Source organism: Acidovorax sp. sif0632 (genome assembly GCF_019218805.1).
Taxonomy (GTDB): Bacteria; Pseudomonadota; Gammaproteobacteria; order Burkholderiales; family Burkholderiaceae_C; genus Acidovorax; species Acidovorax facilis.
Window position 1 is genome coordinate 106,589 of record NZ_JAHUWW010000001.1, and the last position, 23,473, is coordinate 130,061.

Here is a 23,473-nt window from a genome sequence, read left to right on the forward strand (position 1 = left end):
ACCATGAACCAACCGGTATTGGGTCGTAGACAGTTTTCCGTGGGCCTGGGCGCTGCAGCGCTGGGGGGCTTCCAGCTGGCACACGCGCAAAGTGAAGGCCGGATTGTGCTGGGCCAGTCTGCTGCCTTCACGGGCCCCGCCGCGCAGCTGGGCGTGCAGTTCAATCTGGGTGCCAAGCTCTTTTTCGACCAGCTCAATGCGCAGGGTGGCGTGGGCAAACGCACGGTGGAAATCCGCACGATGGACGATGGCTACGAGCCCGACCGCTGCGCCGAGAACACCCGCAAGCTCATTGCCGAAGACGTGTTCGCCCTGTTTGGTTACATCGGTACGCCCACCAGCCTGGCGGCGATGCCTATCTTCACCAAGGAAAAAGTGCCATTCTTTGGCCCCTTTACGGGGGCCGAGGCGCTGCGCCAGCCGTTCAACCGGCTGATCTTCCATGTGCGCGCCTCGTACTACGACGAAACCGCACTCATCGTGCGCCAGCTTACCAACCTGGGCCTCAAGAAGATTGCGGTGTTCTACCAGAACGACGCCTACGGCAAGGCCGGGCTCGATGGCGTGACGAAGGCGCTGACCGAACTCAAGCTCTCGCCTGTGGCCACTGCCACGGTGGAGCGCAATTCGACCGACGTGAAAGCGGCTGTGGACAAGCTGGTGCCGGCCAAGCCGGATGCCGTGGTGCAGATCACTGCCTATGCCTCGGCCGCATCCTTCGTGCGCGCAGCGCGCAAGGCGGGCTTTGGCGGCACGTTCTACAACGTGTCTTTCGTGGGCACGCAGGCGCTGGCCGACGAGCTGGGCAAGGATGGCGCCGGTGTGGTGGTGTCGCAGGTCGTACCTTCGCCCTATCAGCCGTCGCGCCAGATTACCCGCGAGTTTCTGGAAGCCATCAAGAAGGGTGGCGACAAGGTGCAGGCCAACTACTCCAGCATGGAGGGTTTTCTGGCCGCCCGCATCTTCACTGAAGGCCTGCGCCAGGCCCAGGGCAGCGGAAGGCCCACCCGCGAGAGCCTGATCACCGGCATTGAGTCGCTGGGCAGCCAGGTGATTTCGGGCTTTCCGGTCACCTACAGCGCTACGAGCCATGCGGCCTCGAAGTTTGTCGAGATGTCCATGCTGACGGGCGACGGCCGCGTGAGGACCTGACTGCAGCGCCGCAGGCCCCGGCGGAGGGCTCTGCGGCATCTATCTGCGGCGATCAGCCCAGTGTGCGTGTGCGCACCAGTCCTTGCATGAAGGCCTCGCAGCGCGCCAGCTGCTCCAGGCTCACGTATTCGTCGGGCTGGTGGGCCTGCTGGATGCTGCCTGGGCCACACACCACGGTGGAGATGCCCGCGTTCTTGAACAGGCCCGCCTCGGTGCCAAAGGCCACCAGCGTGGTGTTCTTTTCGCCGCTCAGCTCCTGCGCCAGGCGCGTGACCGGGTCGTCCTTGCTGCCCAGAAAACTCGGAATCTCGCAGATGGTCTCGAATTCAAAGCCTGCTGCGGGCGCCACCTTCTTCATCGCAGGCTCCAGCGACTTGGCATAGGCCACCACCTCGGACTGCATCTGTGCAGCATTGGCCGTGGGCAGGTCGCGGAACTCGTAACGGAACTCGGCGTCGCGCGGCACCACGTTGTCGGCAATGCCGCCGTGGAACTGGCCCACGCTGGTGGTCGAAAACGGCACGTCGAAGCCCTCAAAGCGGGGCTCATTCTTTTCAAAGTCTTCCGCCATGTCGCGCACCCGGCCCACCACGCGGGCGGCCATCTCGATGGCGTTGACCGAATGCGGCGTGAGGGAGGAATGCGCCTCCTTGCCGCGCACGCAGCACTTGTATCGGTACACGCCCTTGTGCGCGATGGCGGGGATCATGCTGGTGGGCTCGCCCACGATGCAGGCCAGGGGCTTGATGTTGGCATCGCGCAGGTCGGCGATGAGCTCTTTTACGCCAAAGCAGCCGATCTCTTCCTCATAACTGAAGGCCAGGTGGATGGCGAAGGGCGCGTCGCTGTTCAGGAATTGCTCGGCGTGCGAGACCGCAATGCCAATGAAGGCCTTCATGTCTGCACTGCCACGCCCGTACAGATTGCCGTCCTTGACCAGAGCGCTCAGTGGGTCCATGGTCCAGTCCTGCCCGTCCCACGGCACCGTGTCGGTGTGGCCCGAGAGGATCACGCCAGCGGGTTTGCCCTCGCCCAGCGTGGCGAACAGGTTGGCCTTGGTCTTGTCGTCGTTGAAGGTCAGTCGGCTTTTCACACCCAGCCGAGCCAGGTGGTCGCGGATGAAGTGGATCAGCTCCAGGTTGGAGTGGTGGCTGACGGTGTTCATGCGCACCAGGGTTTGCGCGAGTTCGAGGGCGTGGGGGGAGAGTGTCATGTTGCAGTGCAAATAATCCCGGAGTGGCGCAAGGGACGGCCAGCGGGCTAGACTGTGAGATCGTAAGGACACATATCATGAACGTTATTGACTCCATCGTCACCCAGGCGGCCAGTATTGCAGCGGTGCGCCGGGACATTCACGCCCACCCCGAGCTGTGCTTTGAAGAGGTGCGCACCGCCGACGTGGTGGCCCAAAAGCTCACCGAATGGGGCATTCCCATCCACCGGGGGCTGGGCAAGACGGGCGTGGTGGGTATCGTCAAGGGGCGCGACGGTGGCGCCAGTGGCCGGGCGATTGGCCTGCGCGCCGACATGGACGCCCTGCCCATGCAGGAGTTCAACACCTTCGCCCACGCCAGCAAACACCAGGGCAAGATGCACGCCTGCGGCCACGACGGCCACGTGGCCATGCTGCTGGCGGCGGCCCAGCACTTTGCCAAGCACCGCAACTTTGACGGCACTGTGTACCTGATCTTCCAGCCCGCCGAAGAAGGCGGCGGCGGCGCCCGCGTGATGATCGAAGACGGCCTGTTCGAGCAGTTCCCCATGGAGGCCGTGTACGGCATGCACAACTGGCCCGGCATGCCGGTGGGCACTTTTGCCGTAAGCCCCGGCCCGGTCATGGCATCGACCAGCGAATTCAAGATCACCCTGCGCGGCAAAGGCGGCCATGCGGCCCTGCCGCACACAGGCATCGACCCGGTGCCGATCGCCTGCGGCATGGTGCAGACCTTCCAGACCATCATCAGCCGCAACAAGAAGCCGGTGGACGCGGGCGTGATCTCGGTCACCATGATCCATGCGGGCGAGGCCACCAATGTGGTGCCCGACAGCGTCGAACTGCAGGGCACGGTGCGCACCTTCACCGTGGAAGTGCTGGACCTGATCGAAAAGCGCATGCGCCAGATTGCCGAGCACACCTGCGCCGCACACGACGCCACCTGCGAGTTCGAGTTTGTGCGCAACTACCCGCCCACCATCAACTCGCCCGCCGAGGCCGAATTTGCCCGCAAGGTGATGGCGGGCATCGTGGGGGAGGAGCGTGTGCTGCCCCAGGAGCCCACCATGGGCGCCGAAGACTTCGCCTACATGCTGCAGGCCAAGCCCGGTGCGTACTGCTTCATCGCCAACGGCGACGGCGCGCACCGCGAGATGGGCCACGGCGGCGGGCCTTGCATGCTGCACAACCCGAGCTATGACTTCAACGACGACCTGATCCCGCTGGGCGCCACCTACTGGGTCAAGCTGGCCGAGGAATGGCTGGCCCAGCCCGCTGACGCCGCCTGACGCACAGATCCGAGTCATGCCCGCCCTGGCGCCCATCGCGCGCGCCGGGGTGTTTTGTTTCCACCCCCGTCTGAAAGTCCCTGTCCATGATCGGTCTCGTTGACGCGTTTTCGCCCAGTTACGCAAAGGCGCGCACAAAGTTTCTGGAGGCGGCCGCCACCGCAGGCCTGCCCATCGAGTCACATGCCCACCCCCTGAAGGGCCGCGATGGTGAAGACCTGGCCATGGACGTGGTGCGCGACGGCCCGGCCGATGCCAAGAAGCTGCTCATCGTGAGCAGTGCCTGCCATGGCGTCGAGGGCTATTGCGGCAGTGGTGTGCAGGTGTTTGCACTGCGCGACGCCGAGTGGCGTGCGAAGGCGCGCGACGCCGGTGTGGCCACGCTCTATATCCATGCGCTCAACCCGTATGGCTTTTCGCACGTGCGCCGCTTCACCCACGAAAACGTGGACCTGAACCGCAACTTCCAGAACTTTTCAAGGCCCTTGCCCGTGAACACTGCCTACCGCGAGGTGCAGCCCCTGCTGCTGCCCGAGCAGTGGCCACCCGGCCCCGACAACGTGGCCGCCGTGGAGCAGTACATCGCCACCAAGGGCGAGGCGGCATGGCAGGCCGCCATCTCGCAAGGCCAGCACGAGTTTCCGCAAGGGGTCTTCTTTGGCGGCACCGAGCCCACCTGGAGCAACCGCACGCTGCGCCAGGTGCTGCGCCAGCACGGTGCAGGTGCGTCGCACATTGCCTGGATCGACCTGCACACCGGCCTGGGCCCCAGCGGCCATGGCGAGCGCATCTATGCGGGCAATGACGACGACGTGGCCGTGGCCCGCGCGCGCGCCTGGTGGGACGGCGGCGGCGCCACGCCGGTCACGTCGATCTACGATGGCTCGTCCACCTCGGCCTTCCTCACCGGCCTGATGTGGACCTCGATCTACGACGAATGCCCGCATGCCGAGTACACCGGCATCGCCATGGAGTACGGCACGGTGCCCGTGCTCGACGTGATGAACGCCATCCGTGCCGAGCAGTGGCTCAACCTGCACCCCGACACGCCCGCCGACAAGGCCGCCCAGATCAAGGCACAAATGCTGGCGGCCTTCTACACCGACACCGATGCCTGGAAGGGGCAGATCATCAGCCAGGCGCGGCAGTCGATGTTCCAGGCGGTGGAGGGGCTGGTTTCTTGAATACGTGGTAAAAAAGGCACCTGGCGCTTATCCAGTAAGCGCAAGTAGCTATAAGAAATATAGTATTTCAGCTCCGTGGGGCCTGGTTTTTACGAGGGAGCCGCTGGCGCATGGCGGCTACCATCGTTCCCAAAAACCAGGAGACCCCATGGCGCCACGCCCCCGCACACTCCCCATCCCGCACGCAGCAGAACACGCTGGCCCATGAGGCCGCCCAGCGTGGCACACGTGGCAGCGCAAGCGCAGCAAGCCGATCCACTGCGCGCGCTCAGCCGCAGCCTGCTCCAGCTGGCTGAACAGGCCCAGCACGCGCCGCCGCAGGACCTGCTGCACCAGGCGCTGCAGACGCTGCGCGGGCTGGTGCCTTTTGATTCGGCGTGGTGGGGCGAGGTGTCGGCAGGCGAGTCTGGCGCAGGGGGCGGCGCGCAGGAGGTGCAGGCCGCGCCGCGCAACTGGCTGCACGGCAGCATCGGCCTGGCCCGGGGTTTTGCCGACGAGTGGAACGCCTTGTCCGCTGCGGACGATTTTGCGAAGCATTCCATGCGCCACCTGGGCGAGGTGATCCGCGAGCGCGACCTGGTCGGCGCGCCACCTGAAGACCCGCAGGTGATGGCCTTCGCAGAGCGGCACGGCCTGTACCACTGCATGGCCCTCACGGCTGAGCTGCCGCACAGCGGACTGCTGTTTTTTGTCTCGGTCTACCGGACGCCCACACGCAGCGAATTCACCGATGCCGAAACCGTGCTGTTTGGCGAGTTTGTGCTGCACCTGCTGCAGCACTGGCACCACCGGCTGCAGCGGTTGCAAAGCGATTCGCCACTCCGCCCGTGGGACAGCTTTGCGCTGGCCCAGCCCACGGGCGAGCTGCTGTTTGCGGGCCTGCGCATCAGCCAGGCCTTGCGCGCGGCCTACCCCGAATGGGCGGGCACCCGCCTGCCACCGGCCGTGGTGCAGGCGCTGCCCGGCGCGCCCTGCAACCTGGCGCTGGGCAAGGCCTGCCGCCTGCGGCTGGAGCGGTGCGGCCCGCTGGTGGCGCTCAGCATCGCATCGCGCCAGCACAAGCAGGCGCTGGCCCCGCGCGAGCTGAGCGTGGCCATGCTCTACGCCCAGGGGCAGTCGCACAAAGACATTGCGGCCACGCTGGGCCTCACGCCCGCCACGGTGCGAACTTACCTGCGCACTGCCTACGCAGCGCTGGGTGTGCGCAACAAGCTGGAACTGGTGGCGGCGCTGCGCAACGCGTAGGGCGGTGGCCCGCTGCTGTGCGGGCTCGGTAGTTTCCCGCTCCCTCTGCATTTGCAGAGGCCGCAGCGGCAGCTTCTTTTTCTATCGTCCGCACCGGAGTCCCAGAGCTTGCGGTGGCGCTGCCGCCGCAAGCTGGGCTCCTGAGAAAAACACACCACAGGAGACTTTCCGCATGTTCCCGAACCCCACCCGCGCCGCCGTGGCGCAACCCCGTCGCACCGCACTCGCGGCACCCTTGGGCCGATGGCCCGCGCGTGCGCTGAGCGGCCTGGGCGCCGCAGCCACCCTGGCGCTGACGGCCTGCGGCGGTGGCGGCGATGCCCCTGCGCCCCTGGCCAGCAAGCCCCTGGCAGAAGCTTGCGCTGCCTACACGTCAACCACCTTGCCCCATGGCGCCAAGCTCACGCGCACCGAGCTGCGCAAGGCCGAGGGCACGTTGCCCGACGTGTGCATCGTGCGCGGGCAGATCGTGTCCTCGCCCGACTCCACCATCAACTGGGCGGTGGAACTGCCCACGCTGGCGCAATGGAACAGCAAGACGCTGACCATCGGCGGTGGCGGCTTCGACGGGTTTATCCCCACGGACGACCCGTGGTACCAGCAGCTGGTGGGCCCATCGGCAAATCCGTATGTGAAGATCAGCTCCGACTCCGGCCACCAGATCCAGGGTTTTGCCTGGGGCAAGAGCGATGTGGCGCTGCGCAACCATGCGTTCGACGCCAACCATTTTGTGCTGGAGGTGGGCACCGCCATCGCCACCGAGTTCTACGGCAAGCGCCCTGTGCGGCGCTACCACATGGGCCATTCCAACGGCGGGCGCTCAGGTCTGATCTCCACGCAGAAGTACCCCAAGGACTACGACGGCGTGGTGGCCATGGAGCCCGCCATCGCCCAGCAGGCGCACCAGGTCAACCTGGGCCCCACGGTGCTGCGCCACATCTTCAAGAGCCGCGAGAACTGGATGAGCCCCGCCAAGATCGCGCTCTACGCCAAGGCCGAGACGGCCGCGTGCGACGGGCTGGACGGTCTGAAGGACGGCATCATCGGCAACGTCGAGGCCTGCAACTACGTGCCCACCGAGCTGCTGTGCCAGGGCGCGGACAGCGACAGCTGCCTCACGGCCGGTCAGATCGAATCCATCCGCCTCATCTACAGCGACCACAAGACGCCCGTGACCCTGTCGCGCGGCGCAGTGGGCTACCCGCGCTTTGGCCGGGGCGGCGCGTCCACGTCCGATTGGCAGTCGTACATGTTCGGCACCAGCTTCGATGCCCCCGATTCGTTCAACCATATGGCCGTGACGGCGGCTGCGCGCCTGGTGGAGGGCAACCCCAACGCCAACATCCTGAGCCACGACCCCACGCAGTACCAGGCGCAGTACAGCCGCCTGGCCGAGATGATCGACGGCACCGACCCGGACATTGCTGCCTTTGCCGACAACGGCGGCAAGCTGCTGATCTGGTACGGCGCGGGCGACACCTGCGTGTCGATGTACCGCACGGTGGAGTACCTCGACACGGTGAAGCAGCGCCTGGGCGCCAGCAAGGTGCAGAGCTTTGCGCGCATGGTCACCTCGCCCTCCAACGGGCATGACCTGGACGGCGCGGGCACCGAGCCCCGCTCCATCGACCTGCTGGCCGCCATGGACGCCTGGGTGGAAAAAGGCACGGCGCCCGACAAGCTGGTGGCCACCAAGTTCGCACCCGGCACCACCACACCAGTGGCCCAGCGCCCGGTGTGCGAGTACCCCAAGTTCCCGCGCTACAACGGCACGGGTGACGTCAGCAAGGCGGAGAGCTTTACCTGCTCGGTGACCTGATGGTGCAGGGGGCGGATGGCGGGCTGCGCTGCGGGTGTCCTGCGCGCAGCCCACGGTCTGGGGCTCACAGTCCCAGATCGCTCAGCCCCGCATGGTCGTCCGGCCGACGCCCGAGCGGCCAGAAGAACAGCCGGTCTGCGGCCTGGATGGGCCGGTCGTTGATGCTCGCGTGGCGCACAGCCATCAGACCCGCATCGTTGAACTCCCAGTTCTCGTTGCCATAGCTGCGGTACCACTGGCCCGCATCGTCATGCCATTCGTAGGCGAACCGCACGGCGATGCGGTGGCCGCTGAACGCCCAGAGCTCTTTGATGAGGCGGTAGTCCAGCTCGCGCGCCCACTTGCGCTCCAGCAGCTGCCGGGCGGCCTCGCGGCCCACGGGAAACTCAGCCCGGTTGCGCCAGCGGGTGTCCTCGGTGTAAGCCAGGGCCACACGCGCCGGGTCGCGCGAGTTCCAGCCGTCTTCGGCCAGGCGCACTTTCTGGATGGCGGTTTGCAGGGAGAAGGGGGGAAGAGGCGGACGGGTTTCCATGGGCAGCACCTTGGGGTTGTGGGTCAAGAGGAATTGGTAGACAAGTCTGTCTACATCGCATCATAGCGAAATGTAGACAGACTTGTCTACAATGCCCACATGATTCCCCTGCCGCCTTCTGACTGGAAAGACCTGCCTGCCCGCGACCGCCTGCTGCAGACCGCGCACGCGCTGTTTTACCGCGACGGTATCCGTGCCACGGGCATCGACCGCGTGATCGCCGAGTCGGGCGTCACCAAGGTCACGTTCTACCGGCATTTCCCCAGCAAAAACGATCTCATCTGCGCCTATCTTGAATACCGCCATGCAGGCTGGATCGCATGGTTCGCTGCGGCCCTGGAGCGCCATGGGGGTGCAAAGCGTGGTGGTGCGTCCGGCCTGAATGCGCTGGTGGCCACGCTGGCCGAATGGTTTGGCCGCGATGACTTCCGGGGCTGCGCCTTCATCAACAGCGTGGGCGAGCTGGGCAGCACGGTGCCGGAGGTGATGGAGATTGCACAGCGCCACAAGCATGAGATGACGGACCTTCTGGCCACCCTGCTGCCGCCTGGCGCACAGCGGGCGCAGACCGCGGAGGCCGTGACGCTGGTGGTGGAGGGCGCCATCGTGCGTGTGCAAATGGGCGAGCCGGTCAAGGCGGTGCTGGGCAGCGTGGAGCGCCTGCTGGCGGGCCTGGCCGCATAGCCTGCCTGCCCGGAGCTGCGCATCACCTCACGCGTACTGCGCCAGGCCGTGGCCGAAGGACCAGTTCTCCTTGGCCACCTCGACGATGTTGATGAACACGTCCTCGGGCCGCAGGCCCGGGCTCTCGCCCAGCAGCTGCGCGATGCGCGCAAACAGCGCCTTCTTCTGCTCCAGGCCGCGCGTGTTGTTGGCGGTGATCTGGATGAACACTACGTCGTCGCTGCGGGCCACGCCCAGGTAGGTGGGGCTGTAGCGGAAGTTCGCGGCTTCGTGCTCGGTGATGGTCATGAACTGGTCGTCCTCGGGCACGTTGAAGGTCTCGCGCAAGGCGCGGTACAGCGTGTCAAAGATCGCCTGCCGGTAGGCCGCAGGCTTGCCGGCGCGCATGGCAATGTGGATGAGGGGCATCGCAAGATCCTTTCTGAACAAGATGCTGGCGAAATCCTATCCATATGAATATGCTATGGATATCTATTTCAGAAATATCAAATTCAAATGGTTGAGCGATCCCTGGATCTGGATGCCGTCGAAGCCTTTGTGCGCATTGCCGAGCTGGGCAGCTTCACGCGCGCAGCCGAAGCCATGGGCACGGCGCAGGCCGCGATAAGCCTGAAGCTCAAGCGGCTAGAGGACCGGCTGGGCTGTCGCCTCATCGAGCGCACGCCGCGCCAAGTGCAGCTGTCGGCCCGGGGCGCGGCATTTCTGGAGCATGCGCGTGAACTGCTGGCCGCGCACGACCGGGCGCTGGCCACGTTCGCTCAGGCCCGCCAGCGCCTGACCATCGGCATCAGCGACCATGTGGCCGGGCCGGAGCTGCCCGCGCTGATCGCCCGCATGAACCAGCAAGACCCACAGCTGCTCATCGAGATCCGCATCGGCTCGTCGGGCGACCTGCTGCAAAACTACGACCGGCGTGAGCTGGATGCCGTACTGGCCCGCATGCACGTGGGCCGCAGCGATGGCGAGCTGATCGCCGAAGAGCCCTTCGGCTGGTTCGCCGCCCCCGGCTGGCAGCACCGTGCGGGCGAGCCCTTGCCCCTGGCCACGCTGGCCGAGCCCTGCGGTGTGCGGGCGATGGCGGGGCAGGCGCTGGACGCTGCGGGCATTGTCTGGGCCGAGGTGTTTGTGGGTGGAGGCGTTGCGGCCGTGGCGGCGGCCGTGATGGCCGGGCTGGGCGTGGCGGCACTGGCGCCGCGCATGCTGCCGCTGGGGGCGGTGGATGTGGGTGCTCGCCTGGGGCTGCCTGAGCTGCCGCGTCTGCCGGTGCTGCTGCACACACGCAACCAGGAAGGTCGCCCGCGCGATGCGCTGGCAGCGTTGTCGGCGGCCTTTCGCAGCGCGGTGCGGGGATAGCGCACACGCCTGTACGCTTGTTGATGGACCCGGCCTTTCACTCCAGCCTGGCGCCTTGCGATGCGCCGTGCCGCGTGTCGCGGTCGTACTGCTTCTCGCGCTCGGCATGTTCTCGCAGCAAGCGGTGCCCCAGCGCGTTGGCCTGGCGCTCCAGCGTGGCGCAGTCCGGCGCGGCAGGCAGTGCGGCAATGCCCTCGTCAATGGCCTGCGCTGCGTCGCGTCCGAACTGCACATGGCCCTCTTCGTGGTGCGACAAGGAGCGCAGGTACCGGTCGAAAACCGCCTGCTGGACGGGCGTGCCACTGCGCAATTCGGGCAATTGCACCTGAGTGCGCAGTCGGGTGGTGACCTCGGTGATGGTGCAGCGGCCCGATGCCTCGCGCCACCAGCGAAAGGTCCAGCGCACGTTCCAGCGGGTGTAGCCGTGAAAGCGCTGGCCGTCGACGGTGATGGGCGTGGCAGCGTTCAGCGCTTTCCGCAGGGTCTCGCCGGGCTGGGCGCGCACGGGGTAGGGCTGCTGGATATGTTCTTCCGTGACGGCGGCATGGGCGGCGCCCGCGCAGACCAGGGCCACCAGCACCCCGGCAAGGTCCACCCAGCGCGCCCTCAGCACCACCGAGGCTCCCCGGTTCACTCGCCCCAGGGCAGCATCAGCGTGAGCAGCGACAGCTGGTCAAACTCGGGCGCAAACGCGTCGATGATCTGCTGCGGCTCGGGGCAGAGCGTGGTGTCGGTGATCACGCCAAACTGCACACCGCCACCGTAGCTCAGGATGGAGACACCGAGGCCGATGTCGCCCGACTGCGGCACCCAAAACATGCACTGGGTGACGCGTGAGCCGCACAGTGTCAGCTGCTCCTTGGGCCCGGGCACATTGGTCATCACGGCCGTGGTCTTGCGGCCGAAAAGATTGAGCAGCGCGTCCTGCGCGGGTTTGATCATCAGTCCTGCCACGGCCAGCATCGCAAACGCCAGGATGGGCTGGGTGCTGCCCTTGAGCGCGTTCATGCGCTTGCGCACCTCGTATACGCGCTCGACGGGGTTGGCCACGCCAATCGGCAGCACCAGCGGCACCAGCCCAAAGCGGTTGCCCAGCTTCCAGGCCTCTTCCATGGGGCGCAGGTTGACCGGGATCATGGCGCGGATCTCCTGCCCCGTGGGGTCGTCGCCCTGGTTGCGCAGGTAGCCGCCGATGGCGCCCGCCACGCACGACAGCAGCACATCGTTGATGGAGCAGTTGAGCGCCTTGCCGATGGCCTTGACCTCTTCCAGCGGGATGGGCGGGCACCAGGCCACACGCTTGGCGCTGCCAGGCTGGCCCTTCAGGCGCGTGGGGGAGTCGTCGGGCATCAGCGCCAGGGCAGCGGCATCGCTCACCAGCTGGTAGGCCACGCGTGCCATGTCCATGGTGCCAGCCAGCCCATGGTGCATGGTCTTCTCGGGGTCGCTCAGCATCTTGAACGACTTGGCTGCGCCGTCACCGGCCAGATCCAGCGCCTTCACCGTCATGTCGGTAAAGGGCTTGATGAGCGCGTCCGCAATCCAGTCCTCGGCCGTGGCGGCCTGCTCGCGCTCCTTGCGGGTGCGCTTGGGCGGTTCGGAGCCGCCGTCCACGATGGACATGGTCACCGAGATCAGCGCAATGCCGTCCGCAATGCAGTGGTGGATGCGCACGATGAGCGCGCTGCCGGGCTGGCCGTCGTCACCCACAAAATCTTCGATCAGGTGCATTTGCCACAGCGGCCGCCGGGTATCGAGCGGCTGCATGGCGAGTTCACCCACACGGTCTTGCAGGGCGCGCTGCATGCTGTGGCCTTGTCGGTGGGGCAGCTTCTCGCGCAGCACATGCGCGGCGATGTCGAAGTTGCGGTCCTCCACCCAGGTGGCGCCCGCCGCGTCTTCCACCACGCGCTGGCGAAAGCGCGGGTACTGCAGCAGGCGCTGCTGCACGCGATCGCGAAGGGCGTCCCAGGTGATGCCGGGCGACAAGGTCCACACGCCGTTGATCATCATCAGGTTGCTGTGCGAATCCATGCGCAGCCAGGCGGTGTCGACCTTGGTCATGCGTTCGCCCGACAGGCCCAGCATGCCAGTGGCTGCGCGGCGCACGTTCTTCTGTACCACGGTGGCAGCTTTTCGGGCGGCTGGGGGCAGTGCCTGTGCTGCCTTGCGCGCCACCTCGGGGGCCTGGTTGCGCATCGTGCGCAGGGGGCTGGAGCCTTTGCCCGGAGTGGCTTTGCTGGGGGCTGGAATGCGGGTCACCATCGGATGTACACCTGTTGTTTGATTTTTGGGGACTTGCCTCTATGGATTGAGCGGTCCCAGACTGTGCTCAGCCCGTAAGATACAACGCAGCAAACCCTTGCCGACACCGTTCTTTCCCTCCCCCCAAAGATCTCAAGGAGCACACCGACATGGCCGACCTCAACGCCACCTTCGAAGCCGCCGTGGCCAATTCCAAGAACCTGAGTGAGCGTCCCGACAACGCCACGCTGCTCAAGATCTACGCGCTGTACAAGCAAGCCACCGCCGGCGACAACACCGAGAAGAAGCCCAGCTTCTCCGACATGGTGGGCCGTGCCAAGTGGGACGCCTGGGAAAAGCTCAAGGGCACGGGTGCCGACGAGGCCAAGCAACAGTATGTGGACCTGATCACCTCGCTGAGCTGATACGGCGGTACCCAAAGCAAAAGGCGACTTCGGTCGCCTTTTGCTTTGGGGGCAAAGGTGCCTAACGCCGGACCCACCCCTTGGGCAGTCCCGCTTCCGGCGTCATGCCGTAGACCGGCTCTCCTGGCAGCCCCGCCTGCAGCGGCGCGCGTGCGGCCATCAGGCGCTCCAGGTCTACCCCCGTGGCAATGCCCATGGCTTCGAACATGAACACCAGGTCTTCCGTCACCACGTTGCCCGACGCGCCAGGCGCATAGGGGCAGCCGCCCAGGCCGCCCAGCGACGCATCAAAGGTTCGCACCCCCACGTCGTAGGCCGCCAGGCAATTGGCCAGGCCCAGGCCGCGGGTGTTGTGCATGTGGGCCGCCCCGGCCTTGGCGCCCAGCTCGGCGCGCAGGCGCATGAAGAGGCGGCGCACCTGAGCCGGGTTGGCCATGCCGGTGGTGTCCGACAGGCCCACCTCGTCGGCCCCGGCCTCAGCGCACAGGCTCGCGAGCCAGATCACGTCGTCCTCGGGCACCTCGCCCTGCAGGGTGCAACCAAAGGCGGTGGACAACCCCACCTCCACCAGCATGCCGGGGGCCTGCGCGTCGCGCAGGTGGGCCACGGCGCGCACTTCCTCGACCATGGCCTCGCGCGTCTTGCGCACATTGGCCAGCGAATGGGCGGCGCTGGCCGACACCGGCAGCGTGACCTTGTGCACACCTGCCGCGAGGGCCGCCTCGGCGCCGCGCAGGTTGGGGGCCAGCGCCATCACAGTGATGCCAGGGTGGGTCAGCGCGTGGCGCACCACCTCGGCCACATCGGCCATCTGGGGCAGCAGGCGGGCAGGCACGAACGAGCCCACTTCAATCTCGCGCAGCCCGGCGGCCACCAGGGCGTCGATCCAGCGCAGCTTGTCGGCCGTGGGCATGGTGGCTTTGACGGACTGCAGGCCATCGCGCGGGCCGACTTCGCTGATGAGGACTTGGGGTTGCGTCATGGTGCGGAATGTTGTCGGACGTGCGTGGAATGTGCCGGATGCGGGAGGATAGCGCCCCATGCCCCCATGGCGCGGGGCCGACGATTGTGCAAAGTGGCAATTTGTTCTGCCATACCGGCAAACCACTCCACAACATGCGGCAGTTTGGGCAATTCCCATTGCTGCGTTGCTCCGGGACACTGCTTGTATCCCACCCGGAGACAAGCACCATGCCTTCCAAGAACCACTTTTCCACCCTCTACCTCAGTGCGCCCGATGTCATCGAGTTGGTGCAGCGCAAAGGCGTCGAGGCCTGCCTGCGCGGCATTGCCGACTACATCCAGTCCGACTTTCTGCGCTGGGGCGCGTTCGACAAATCCGCACGTGTGGCCAGCCATTCGCGCGACGGCGTGATCGAACTCATGCCGATTGCCGACGACCAGACCTATGCGTTCAAGTACGTCAACGGCCATCCCAAGAACACGCGCTGGGGGTTGCCGACCGTGATGGCGTTTGGCGTGCTGGCCGATGTAGCCACCGGCGTGCCGCTGCTGCTGAGCGAACTCACCCTCACCACCGCCCTGCGCACCGCCGCCATGTCGGCCGTGGCCGCCCGCGCCCTGGCACGCCCCGGTGCGCGCACCATGGCGCTGATCGGTAACGGCGCCCAAAGCGAGTTCCAGGCGCTGGCCTTCCACCACCTGCTGGGCGTCACCACGCTGCGGCTGTTTGATACGGACCCGGCCGCCACCGCCAAGCTGCAGGCCAACCTGCAAGGCACGGGCCTGCGTACCGTGGCCTGCAGCAGCACGGCCGAGGCCGTGCGTGGTGCCAACGTTGTGACCACGGTCACGGCCGACAAGTCCAATGCCACCATTCTCACGCCCGACATGCTGGTGCCCGGCATGCACATCAACGCTGTGGGCGGCGACTGCCCTGGCAAGACCGAACTGCACGCCGACGTGCTGCGCCAGGCCCAGGTGTTTGTGGAATACACCCCGCAGACACGCATCGAAGGCGACATCCAGCAGTTGCCTGCCGACTTTGTGGTGACCGAGCTGTGGGAAGTGCTGGCAGGTCAGCACACCGGCCGGGCCAGCGATGCGGCGGTGACGGTGTTCGACTCCGTGGGTTTTGCGCTGGAGGACTTTTCTGCACTGCGATTCTTGCGCGATGCGGCCACCGAGCTGGGCGTGGGCCAGCCCATTGAACTCATCCCCCAGCTGTCAGACCCCAAGAACCTGTTTGGGCTGCTGCGCACGCACAACCCCCTGCTGCGCGCTGTGGCCTGACGCCCGTCCGGTCACGCCCTCTCAGTCTCGCCACACCACACTGCTGGCCGGATCGGCGCGTGTGGTGCGGAAATGGTTGGCCGGGTGGGCGGTGTCTGCCATGCCAAACGAGATGCCGCAGACGATGCTGCGGTCCTCTCCAATGCCCAGCACCTCGCGCAGCACGCCGGGGTAGGACGCGAGCGCGGCCTGTGCAATGGAGCCCACGCCCAGGCTGTGCGCGGCGAGCATGAAACTGCTCACGTAGGCGCCGCAGTCCACCGCGCCGTACACGCCCAGTGCCTCGTCGCTGGTGACGATGGCCACATGGGGCGCGCCGAACATCGTGAAGTTCTGCGCCGCTTGGTGCGCTGAGGCCTCGCGGTCACCCTTGGCAATGCCCAGGGCTTCGTACAGGCCCCAGCCACATTCGCGCCGCCGCTCCTGGTACACGCCCCGGTATTCGCGCGGCCAGGGCAGGTCGGGCTCAGGGGCCGCTGTGGGCATGTGGGCCTGCAGCGCGCTGCGCAGGCGATCCAGCGTGGCGCCACTGGCGATGGTGAGCTGCCAGGGCTGCGCGTTGCACCACGATGCCGTGCGCTGCGCGGTGACCAGGATGGCTTCGATGGTGGCGCGCGGTAGGGGTTCGGGCAGAAACGCGCGGCAGCTGTAGCGGGTGTGGAGCAGCGTGGAGAGGGTGTCGAATGCCGTGCTGTGGGCGGCAGTGTCCGTGGCGGTGGATGTCATGGTGATGGCATCGGTAGCTATGCCTTCTTGGCTTTGGCGGCAGGTTTGGCCGCTGCCTTGGTACCCGGCTTGTCTGCCCCTGCCTCAGCCGCGTGCTTCTTCTTGTCGACAGCGGGCTTCTTGGCGCCGGGGTGAGGCGCATTGAGCAGGGCATCCAGTTGTTCGCCAATTTCGGCCTCGATGCGGTCCTTGAACGCGCCGAACAAAAAGCCCAGCTGCGCCTTCATCTCGAACTGGTGGGCATCCACCAGCAGTGTGCCCTTGACGCCCGAGCGGGTGAATGTGAGCAAGTCTTCTGTCTCACCTTCTTCGTAGATGCATTCCATGTCGAATTTTTCTTCGGCCTTTTCGGCCCAGGAGAAGGCGACCTTGCGGGCCTCCTTGAAGCCCAGGTGGTGGTCGCGGTGGATATGGATGTCAGGCACCGGGTGTCTCCTTGAGGTGTTGGGTATCAGATAGAAGGGCGCGTAGCGCCTCGTGCCGTTGTGGCTGGGGCTGCTGCGTCAGTTGCCGTACGGCATCATAAAACCGGGACCAGTCGCGGTTCTCGCGTTCGAACAGGGTTTCGAACGCGGGCACCAGCTCATCGTAGGCAGCCTGGGCGGCAAAGCTGGCGTTGTTGGCCTTGGCCACCCAGCGGTCGTAGCCCGCCACCTGGGCGGTGGTGGCTTGGGGTGCCCCCCCGCTGGATGTGTCCAGCCATTGCGTGCGCAGGGCTGCGTAACCGGAGCGGAAAGTCTCCATTGCTTCATTTTTCATAGCTGCTAGCGCTTGATCATCCAGCGCTAGAGCCTCTTTTTGTTCATAAATAGCTACCAGCCGAGCGCGCGTGGCACGGGTCAGCGCGCGGAAGGCGCTGCGCCGTGCCTCGCTGGTGGCAAAGGCCTTGCGGGCCTCCGGGGTGGACTGGGTTGCCAGCCACTGCGCAACGCCGATGCGCTCCACCGCCGTGGCAAAGGACTCGTTGAACAAGGTGTCGTTCTTGGCATAGACCACCTGGTGCGCCAGCTCGTGGAACAGCAGGCGCACAAAGTCGCCCTCGGGCCAGGCGACAAAGGTGGAGAGCAACGGGTCGCCGCCCGCCCAGTTCATATAGCCCAACGTGGAATACGCGGGCACGCCATACACCTCCACTTCCAGCCCCTGTGCGGCCAGCTCCGCTGCCTCGGCTTGCGCGGCAGCCTCGGTGAAGTAGCCCCGGTAGCCAATGCAACCCGTCACCGGGAAGCACCAAGTGTGCAGCGTCAGCGAATAGGGCGGGGCCGCCACCACGTTCCACACGGCGGCGGGGCGTTTGAGGTCGGCATAGCGGCGGTAGCTGGCGTTGTCAGGCAGGCCCAACTCGGCCACGGCGAAGGCGCGGGCGCGCTGCGCCAGTTGCAGCCGCTCGCGCAGGGCGGGTGGGATGTCGGTGCGGGCGATCCAGCGGTCGATGGGCTCGGCCGCCTGCATGATCTGCATGTGCCCCTGCACCGACTGCCAGTAGTAGCCCAGCATGCTGGTGGGGCCGGTGGTGCTGGCGCAGCCCGCCAAGGCAAGGCTGATCATGAGGGGAGATACGGCTCGCAGATGGGGGAGAAGCTGGCGCATGCGGGCAGTTTATGGGCAGATCGCGCGGGGCGTTTGAAGGGGGGTCAGCAGTGTGGCCGGTGCAGTTTCTAGAATGCAGCGCATGACCGCTGAATCCGCCCCTGACCTGCCTGCCGGCCTGTTTGCCGACGAGGCCGGTTGCCCACGCTGCATCTGGTGCCAGGCCACGCCGTTTTACCGCCACTACCACGACCACGAGTGGGGTTTCCCCGTGGCGGACGACCGGCGGCTGTTCGAGAAGATCTGCCTGGAGGGCTTTCAGTCGGGCCTGAGCTGGCTCACCATCCTGAACAAGCGCGAGGGTTTTCGCGCCGCGTTTGCGAACTTCGATGCCGAGCAGGTTGCGGCCTTCGGCCCCGCCGAAGTCGAGCGCCTGGTGCAGGATGCGGCCATCGTGCGCCACCGGGGCAAGATCGAGTCCACCATCAACAACGCGCGCCGCGTGCTGGAGCTTAAGCGCGAATTCGGATCGCTGGCGCACTACGCCTGGCGCTACGAGCCGGCCGCTGCCGACCGGCCCGAGCGGCTCACGCGCGAAGTGGCGCGCACGCTGTCCACTTCGCCCGCATCCATTGCCATGTCCAAGGACCTGAAAAAGCGCGGCTGGAGCTTTGTGGGACCCACCACGGTGTACGCCTTCATGCAGGCGATGGGTCTGGTCAACGACCACCTGGAAGGCTGCCACTCGCGCCCCGCAGCGCTCGCGGCGCGGAAGGCGTTTGTGGTGCCGCGCGGTTGATCGTTCAGACCCGCGCCACGGGACGCAGCAGCCACAGCGCTCCCAACGCGGCCAGGCCCAGCAGTGTGGTGAGCCACAGGGCAGCTGCCCCGGCGCTGTCCAGCAGCATGCCAAACAGCACCGGCGCAAATGCCTGCGCCACGCGGGCGGGCACCATCATCAGGCCCTGGCGCGCGCCGTAGCCTGCTGGCCCAAACAGCACCAGTGGCAGCGTGCCCTTGGCAATGGTCAGTATCCCGTTGCCTGCTCCGTGCAGCACGGTAAATACTGCGGCAGCAGGCCCGCCCAGCACCATCAGCAGGCCCGCGCCCACGGGGTGTGCGGCGGCAGCCAGCTGGGCCGACAGCAGCGGGTGCAGGCGGCGCAGAAAACCAAACTCCAGCAGGCGCGCCGCCACCTGTGCCGGGCCCACCAGCGCCGCCAGGGCCACTGCCGCCTGCAGCGATGTGCCACTGGCCTGCAGCAGGCGAGGCAGGTGGGCTGCCATGGCGGTGCTCGTGAACCAGGTGACCGCAAACACGAAGGACAGCAGCACGGTGGTGCGCAGCGGGTGTGCTGGAGTGGGCGGGGCGGATACGGCCGGTTCTGTGGCGGGCGCTGCGATGGCGTCCGTCGATGGTTCGGGGGCCTTGTCTGCGGCGTCGGCGCGTGGCAGCCAGCCATTGAGCGGAACGCCCACCAGCAAGTGCAATGCGGCCCAGCCCGCGCACGCTCCGCGCCAACCCCACTGCGTCTCCATCCAGGCCGACAGCGGCCAGCCCACGGTGCTGGCAAACCCCGCGATCAGCGTGATGCCGGTGATGGCGCCGCGTGCGCCCTGGCCGTACAGGCGCACCAGCGTTGCAAACGCGGCCTCGTACAGGCCCGAGCCCATGGCCACCCCCATCAGCACCCAGGCGGCAAACAGGCCTGCTGGGCCTTGCGCCAGCGCCATGCCCGCCAGGCTGGCGGCAAACAACAGGTTGGTACCCACCAGCACCGGGCGGCCACCGTGTTGGTCGATGGCCCGGCCCGCGAAAGGCCCGAGCAACGCCGACACGATGAGCGCCACCGAAAACGCCGCGAACACGGTGGGCGTGGATACGCCCAGGTCGCGCGCCATGGGTGCGGCCAGCATGGCAGGCAGGTAGTAGGACGAGGCCCAGGCCAGCGTCTGGGCCGTGCCCAGGCGTGCCACGGTCCAGCGTTGCGAGGCGGCGCTCATGCCGCGCGGTGGGCTGTGGTGGGGGCGCGCGAGGTTGCCTCAGACACGCTGGCCCTGCGCGTTGATGACGACTTCGCCATCCTCCTTGGTGAAGGCGCCTTGTTGGGGCGCGGGCAGGATGTCCAGCACTTTCTCGGACGGGCGGCACAGCCGCGTGCCCAGGGGCGTGACCACGATGGGGCGGTTGATGAGGATGGGGTGCTGCAGCATCGCGTCGATGAGCTGTGCGTCGGTGACGCTCGGTGCGTCCAGTTGCAGCTCGGTGAAGATCGCTTCCTTGGTGCGCACGGCGTTGATCACCGGCTCGCCCGTGGCAGCAATCAGCGCCACCAGCGTGGCACGGTCGGGCGGGGTCTTGAGGTACTCAATGACCTCGGGCTCCACGCCGCTGTTTCGGATCATGGCCAGCGTGTTGCGGGACGTGCCGCATTTGGGGTTGTGATAGACGGTGATGGCAGTCATGGTGGGTGCTGTGGATGGCTGACGGGATGGAAAGGGTTACGAATAGGCAGGTTGTTGGCGTGAAAGTTTGCCACTGTGCAGGGGCCAGCCCGGCAACTGCTCCAGCGCGTTCAGTAGTCGCTGGCCTGCATTGCCCAGCGCGTCGTCGTTGTGTACCTCTAGGCTGACAGTGCCTGGGGGCGGTGTGTAGGCCATGGCCCGTTGCACGCGGGCCTCCACCTGCTCAGGACTCTCGCGGCCCCGCGACAGTATTCGCTCGCGCAGCACCTGGGGGCTGGCGGTGATGTGCACCGCTACGAGGTCCGGGAAGCGCGCCAGGGCCTCAGGCAAGTAGGCGCGCGAGCCATTGAGCAGCACCCAGTGGCCTTGGGCCAGCGGCGCCAGTTGCGCATGCCGCACGCCGTAGCCCAGGCCGTTGGCTTCCCAGTGCAGGGCAAAGGCCAGTTCGTGGCGCAAAGCAAAAAACGTTTCGGGCGAAACACTTTCATGGGCTTCGCCGCCCTGCATGGCGAAGCGGCTGATGGTGCGCTGCGCCCAGTGCACGGGGCACGGGGTGGGCAGGTGTGCCCGCAACCAGTTCAGCAGGCTGTCCTTACCGGCACCCGAGGGGCCCATGCAGTAAATCAATCTGCCGGTGGTCATGCGCCCATCTCCAGGTGGTCCAGCAGCACAAAGTCTGCGCCGGGCGTAGGCTCTGCGAACAAGGCCAGGCTGTTGAACTTGAGGGTGGGCAGGTCCGAGAAGACCTCCTGTGCGGCCTCGAACACCAGCGCCTGCGTTGGCGGCTCCACCTGCGCCAGGCTGCCGGTGAGCGACATGTGAAAGCGGAACTCGTCCAGCACAAAGGGGTAGCCCCATTGCTGCAGCAGCGCGTCCTGCCGGGCCGTGAGCCCCGCCGCCCGGCGCCGGGCGAGGTCGGCGTCGGACAAGGGTGCGGCCAAGGGCTGCAGCGCCGTCACGCAGGTGGCGGCGGTCTCCTGGATCTGCGCATTGGCGGGGTGCAACGCCGGGGGCACCAGCGCCAGAAAGTCGTCGATGCGTTGCACCTGCAGGGGCGGCAGCACAAAGGGTTGCAGCCCGCGCGCCACGGACTGCACGGCCTGGTGCAGCGTGATCCAGTCGGCGCCGGGTGCCAGGGCAAACGGCGCCTTGAGTGTGGCGTGCCAGCCGTAGCGGCGGGGCGCTGCGGTCAGGCGGTGCAGGTCGTTCGCCGCCACGCCGTCGATGGCGAGCTGCTGCAGCGGCTGCAGCAGCGCGGCGCAGCGCCCCAGCCAGTGGCTGCCGGCCAGCCAGCCCAGGCTGCCCGGGTTGGGTGCGAAATAGACCGCATAGCGGTGGTGGGTGGGTGGCATTTCAGGCGTGTTCATCGTGGTCAATGGTCAGTTTCACGCGGTCGCCCGCAAACCAGGCGCGCGCCCATTCGATGGGCGTGCCTGCCAGGTCCACGTTCAGGCTCTCTACCTGCAGCACGGGGCGCGACGTGGGCTGGCGCAACTGGGCGGCCACTTCGGCGCTGGGCAGCTCGGCGGTGATGCGGCTTTCGCGGCGCGTGTAGTCGGCCACGCCGTGGGCGGTGAAGCCTGCGGTGATGGAGCCCGTTTCGCGCACAACGGCCGCCAGGTTCTCGAAGCGGGGCAGGGGAAAGTAGCGCTCGCTGATGTGCAGGGGCTGGCCCTCGGCGTCGCCCCGCACGCGCAGCGCCAGCAGCGGGCTGCGCGCGGGCACCTGCAGCGCCTTGGCCAGCGCCGCCGTGGCGCGCATGGTCTGGGCCTGCAGCACCACCAGGCTGCCGCGCAGACCGGCCTGTGCCAGGCCCTGCTGGTGGCGCGTGCGCTTGCCCAGCACCAGGTCCACCGCAAAGTCTTCCACATAGGTGCCACTGCCCTGTGTGATGCGCACCAGCCCCTGGCTGCACAGGCTGGCGAGCGAGCGGCGAATGGTGTGGCGGTTCACGCCGAACTGCTCGGCCAGCGCGTGTTCCGAGGGCAGACGCTGGCCCGGCGGGTAGACGCCGCTGCCGATGGCCTCGGCCAGTTCGGCGGCAATGCGCGTCCAGAAGCTGTCGCGCGCAGGGCGCAGTGGTGGTGCTTGCGGGACCTGTAGCGAGGGCGTGAGAGAGGTGGTGCTGGCTGTCATGAAACCTACATGCGCGCTCTTTAAGCTCGCGCCAGTTGTTCAATTTGTCTATACAACTTTCAGGGTACCACTTCCATGTTTCAAGCCTTTGACAACCCGGGGCCGGGCCGCCCCCTGGGCCGCGCGCAGTGGATGGCGCTGCTGGCCCGGGCGCCGCTGGGGCTGCTCGAATCTGCGTTGCACGAGCACGCCACGCGCCCCGCGCGCTGGCTGCGTGCGCCCGAGACCGGCCTGATGATGGTGCAGGGCCGCGCCGGTGGCACGGGCGAGCGCTTCAACCTGGGCGAGGTCACCGTCACCCGCTGCGCGCTGCGCGTGGCCGACGCATCGGACGCCGCCGAGGCCACTGTGGGCGTGGCCTACGTGCTGGGCCGGTCGCACCGCCAGGTGCAGCTGGCGGCCCTGGCCGATGCGCTGCTGCAAGACCCTGTTCAGCAACCGGTGCTGGACGCACAACTGCTCGAACCCATCCGCAACCACCTGCGCCACACCCAGGCCGAGCGCCAGGCGCGGGCCGCCAGCACCAAGGTGGACTTTTTCACCGTGGCGCGCGAGAGCGGTGCCGACAACGACGAGGACACCGAATGAGCACGACCCCGTTGGCATCGCTGGGTGCCGGATTTTCGAATGAAGCCTTTGGCAGCCAGGCGGTGTTCCGCGCGGTGCTGCAGGCGCTGTCGCACCCCGGCCGCACGGTGGCGGTAGAACACGACGCGCAAGCTCCTGCCGTGGGGCATTCCGCATCGGCTGCCGTGCTGCTGGCGCTGCTCGACAGCGACTGCACCTTGTGGCTCTCGCCCAAGCTGGCAGCCAGTGATGCCGGTGCCTGGCTGCGCTTTCACACAGGCTGCACTGTGGTGGCCGACGCTGCGCAGGCTCGTTTTGTGTGGGTGGCGCAGGGTGATGCGCTGCCTGCCCTGAACCGTCGGGCCCTGGGTACCGACATCTACCCCGATCAGTCAGCGACTTGCGTGGTCGATGTATCGCGTGCCGCCACCACGGTGGACGCGAGTGATGCGTGGCACTTGCGTGGCCCCGGCATCCAGGAGGTGGCGGCCTTGCAGGTGGATGGTTTGCCCGACGACTTCGAGGCCCAGTGGGCGGCCAACCATGGGGTGTTTCCACGCGGTGTGGATCTGCTGCTGGCCACTGCAGACCACATCGTGGGTCTGCCACGCACCACGCGGGCAACGCGCGGTGCCACTGCCCTTCAGGAGGCCTGA

The 23,473-nt window shown here is 66.9% G+C and carries 26 protein-coding genes; 12 read left to right on the forward strand and 14 right to left on the reverse strand.

Annotation, left to right across the window (positions count from 1 at the left end):
- Window positions 1-3 precede the first annotated feature (3 nt).
- The gene (locus tag KW832_RS00440) at window positions 4-1,152 is read left to right on the forward strand and encodes an ABC transporter substrate-binding protein (protein ID WP_218299015.1); all 1,149 of its coding nucleotides are present in this window, start codon (window positions 4-6) and stop codon (window positions 1,150-1,152) included.
- 52 nt (window positions 1,153-1,204) lie between these two features.
- On the opposite strand, the gene argE is transcribed toward KW832_RS00440, so the two are convergent.
- Window positions 1,205-2,365 (reverse strand): acetylornithine deacetylase, encoded by a 1,161-nt coding sequence (gene argE, locus KW832_RS00445; protein WP_218299014.1) that lies wholly within the window; start codon window positions 2,363-2,365, stop codon window positions 1,205-1,207.
- Between the two features lie 77 nt (window positions 2,366-2,442).
- On the opposite strand from argE, the gene KW832_RS00450 reads away from it, so the two are divergent.
- From KW832_RS00450 to KW832_RS00465, 4 genes are all read left to right on the forward strand, one after another.
- A complete protein-coding gene (locus tag KW832_RS00450) occupies window positions 2,443-3,654 on the forward strand; it encodes a M20 aminoacylase family protein (RefSeq protein ID WP_218299013.1) in 1,212 nt (403 codons plus the stop codon).
- Between the two features lie 86 nt (window positions 3,655-3,740).
- The gene (locus KW832_RS00455) at window positions 3,741-4,838 is read left to right on the forward strand and encodes a M14 family metallopeptidase (protein WP_218299012.1); all 1,098 of its coding nucleotides are present in this window, start codon (window positions 3,741-3,743) and stop codon (window positions 4,836-4,838) included.
- 219 nt (window positions 4,839-5,057) lie between these two features.
- The gene (locus KW832_RS00460; protein ID WP_370633119.1) at window positions 5,058-6,083 is read left to right on the forward strand and encodes a response regulator transcription factor; all 1,026 of its coding nucleotides are present in this window, start codon (window positions 5,058-5,060) and stop codon (window positions 6,081-6,083) included.
- Between the two features lie 172 nt (window positions 6,084-6,255).
- Window positions 6,256-7,902: a tannase/feruloyl esterase family alpha/beta hydrolase gene (locus KW832_RS00465; RefSeq protein WP_218299010.1), complete on the forward strand. Its 1,647-nt coding sequence runs from the start codon at window positions 6,256-6,258 to the stop codon at window positions 7,900-7,902.
- Between the two features lie 64 nt (window positions 7,903-7,966).
- On the opposite strand, the gene KW832_RS00470 is transcribed toward KW832_RS00465, so the two are convergent.
- Window positions 7,967-8,434 (reverse strand): nuclear transport factor 2 family protein, encoded by a 468-nt coding sequence (locus tag KW832_RS00470; protein WP_218299009.1) that lies wholly within the window; start codon window positions 8,432-8,434, stop codon window positions 7,967-7,969.
- A 99-nt stretch (window positions 8,435-8,533) separates the two neighbouring features.
- Between KW832_RS00470 and KW832_RS00475 the strand changes: the two genes are divergently transcribed.
- Window positions 8,534-9,118 carry a TetR/AcrR family transcriptional regulator gene (locus KW832_RS00475; RefSeq protein WP_218299008.1) on the forward strand — a complete coding sequence of 195 codons (585 nt, stop codon included), beginning with the start codon at window positions 8,534-8,536 and terminating at the stop codon, window positions 9,116-9,118.
- 27 nt (window positions 9,119-9,145) lie between these two features.
- Here the strand turns inward: KW832_RS00475 and KW832_RS00480 are convergent, their stop codons facing one another.
- Window positions 9,146-9,526: a tautomerase family protein gene (locus KW832_RS00480; protein WP_218299007.1), complete on the reverse strand. Its 381-nt coding sequence runs from the start codon at window positions 9,524-9,526 to the stop codon at window positions 9,146-9,148.
- An 87-nt stretch (window positions 9,527-9,613) separates the two neighbouring features.
- Between KW832_RS00480 and KW832_RS00485 the strand changes: the two genes are divergently transcribed.
- Window positions 9,614-10,471 carry a LysR substrate-binding domain-containing protein gene (locus KW832_RS00485; RefSeq protein ID WP_218299006.1) on the forward strand — a complete coding sequence of 286 codons (858 nt, stop codon included), beginning with the start codon at window positions 9,614-9,616 and terminating at the stop codon, window positions 10,469-10,471.
- 37 nt (window positions 10,472-10,508) lie between these two features.
- Here KW832_RS00485 and KW832_RS00490 read toward each other — a convergent pair whose 3' ends face one another.
- Window positions 10,509-11,105 carry a DUF922 domain-containing Zn-dependent protease gene (locus tag KW832_RS00490; protein ID WP_370628615.1) on the reverse strand — a complete coding sequence of 199 codons (597 nt, stop codon included), beginning with the start codon at window positions 11,103-11,105 and terminating at the stop codon, window positions 10,509-10,511.
- The gene (locus KW832_RS00495; RefSeq protein WP_218299005.1) at window positions 11,102-12,736 is read right to left on the reverse strand and encodes a wax ester/triacylglycerol synthase family O-acyltransferase; all 1,635 of its coding nucleotides are present in this window, start codon (window positions 12,734-12,736) and stop codon (window positions 11,102-11,104) included. Before KW832_RS00495 ends, KW832_RS00490 begins: the two co-directional genes overlap by 4 nt.
- A gap of 149 nt (window positions 12,737-12,885) precedes the next feature.
- Between KW832_RS00495 and KW832_RS00500 the strand changes: the two genes are divergently transcribed.
- Entirely contained in the window at window positions 12,886-13,140 is a 255-nt protein-coding gene (locus KW832_RS00500; protein ID WP_055397012.1) for an acyl-CoA-binding protein, read from the forward strand.
- Between the two features lie 61 nt (window positions 13,141-13,201).
- On the opposite strand, the gene KW832_RS00505 is transcribed toward KW832_RS00500, so the two are convergent.
- The gene (locus KW832_RS00505; protein WP_218299004.1) at window positions 13,202-14,122 is read right to left on the reverse strand and encodes a hydroxymethylglutaryl-CoA lyase; all 921 of its coding nucleotides are present in this window, start codon (window positions 14,120-14,122) and stop codon (window positions 13,202-13,204) included.
- A gap of 209 nt (window positions 14,123-14,331) precedes the next feature.
- Between KW832_RS00505 and KW832_RS00510 the strand changes: the two genes are divergently transcribed.
- On the forward strand, window positions 14,332-15,393 hold the full coding sequence (locus KW832_RS00510; protein ID WP_218299003.1) for an ornithine cyclodeaminase: 1,062 nt from the start codon (window positions 14,332-14,334) through the stop codon (window positions 15,391-15,393).
- Window positions 15,394-15,414: 21 nt separating this feature from the next.
- Here KW832_RS00510 and KW832_RS00515 read toward each other — a convergent pair whose 3' ends face one another.
- The 3 genes from KW832_RS00515 to KW832_RS00525 are packed head-to-tail and all read right to left on the reverse strand — an operon-like array spanning window position 15,415 to window position 17,709.
- Window positions 15,415-16,119, reverse strand: coding sequence for a nitroreductase (locus KW832_RS00515; protein WP_218299002.1), 705 nt, complete (start codon window positions 16,117-16,119; stop codon window positions 15,415-15,417).
- Window positions 16,120-16,136: 17 nt separating this feature from the next.
- Window positions 16,137-16,544 carry a polyhydroxyalkanoic acid system family protein gene (locus tag KW832_RS00520; protein ID WP_218299001.1) on the reverse strand — a complete coding sequence of 136 codons (408 nt, stop codon included), beginning with the start codon at window positions 16,542-16,544 and terminating at the stop codon, window positions 16,137-16,139.
- Window positions 16,537-17,709 (reverse strand): aminopeptidase, encoded by a 1,173-nt coding sequence (locus KW832_RS00525; protein WP_218299000.1) that lies wholly within the window; start codon window positions 17,707-17,709, stop codon window positions 16,537-16,539. The genes KW832_RS00520 and KW832_RS00525 overlap by 8 nt, the downstream gene beginning before the upstream one ends.
- 73 nt (window positions 17,710-17,782) lie before the next feature.
- On the opposite strand from KW832_RS00525, the gene KW832_RS00530 reads away from it, so the two are divergent.
- Window positions 17,783-18,448, forward strand: coding sequence for a DNA-3-methyladenine glycosylase I (locus tag KW832_RS00530; RefSeq protein WP_218298999.1), 666 nt, complete (start codon window positions 17,783-17,785; stop codon window positions 18,446-18,448).
- A 4-nt stretch (window positions 18,449-18,452) separates the two neighbouring features.
- Here KW832_RS00530 and KW832_RS00535 read toward each other — a convergent pair whose 3' ends face one another.
- Genes KW832_RS00535 through phnF form a run of 5 tightly spaced genes read right to left on the reverse strand, consistent with a single transcriptional unit; the run spans window position 18,453 to window position 22,250 of the window.
- Entirely contained in the window at window positions 18,453-19,652 is a 1,200-nt protein-coding gene (locus KW832_RS00535) for an MFS transporter (protein WP_218298998.1), read from the reverse strand.
- 39 nt (window positions 19,653-19,691) lie between these two features.
- Window positions 19,692-20,114: an arsenate reductase (glutaredoxin) gene (gene arsC / locus KW832_RS00540; protein ID WP_218298997.1), complete on the reverse strand. Its 423-nt coding sequence runs from the start codon at window positions 20,112-20,114 to the stop codon at window positions 19,692-19,694.
- Window positions 20,115-20,150: 36 nt separating this feature from the next.
- Window positions 20,151-20,756 (reverse strand): phosphonate metabolism protein/1,5-bisphosphokinase (PRPP-forming) PhnN, encoded by a 606-nt coding sequence (gene phnN / locus KW832_RS00545; protein WP_218298996.1) that lies wholly within the window; start codon window positions 20,754-20,756, stop codon window positions 20,151-20,153.
- Entirely contained in the window at window positions 20,753-21,481 is a 729-nt protein-coding gene (locus KW832_RS00550; RefSeq protein ID WP_218298995.1) for a DUF1045 domain-containing protein, read from the reverse strand. Before KW832_RS00550 ends, phnN begins: the two co-directional genes overlap by 4 nt.
- Complete coding sequence (gene phnF / locus KW832_RS00555; protein WP_218298994.1) at window positions 21,468-22,250, reverse strand: phosphonate metabolism transcriptional regulator PhnF; 783 nt, start codon at window positions 22,248-22,250, stop codon at window positions 21,468-21,470. Before phnF ends, KW832_RS00550 begins: the two co-directional genes overlap by 14 nt.
- Window positions 22,251-22,325: 75 nt before the next feature.
- Between phnF and phnG the strand changes: the two genes are divergently transcribed.
- Complete coding sequence (gene phnG, locus KW832_RS00560) at window positions 22,326-22,838, forward strand: phosphonate C-P lyase system protein PhnG (protein WP_094289204.1); 513 nt, start codon at window positions 22,326-22,328, stop codon at window positions 22,836-22,838.
- Window positions 22,835-23,473, forward strand: a complete 639-nt coding sequence (phnH, locus tag KW832_RS00565; RefSeq protein ID WP_218298993.1) for a phosphonate C-P lyase system protein PhnH — start codon at window positions 22,835-22,837, stop codon at window positions 23,471-23,473. Before phnG ends, phnH begins: the two co-directional genes overlap by 4 nt.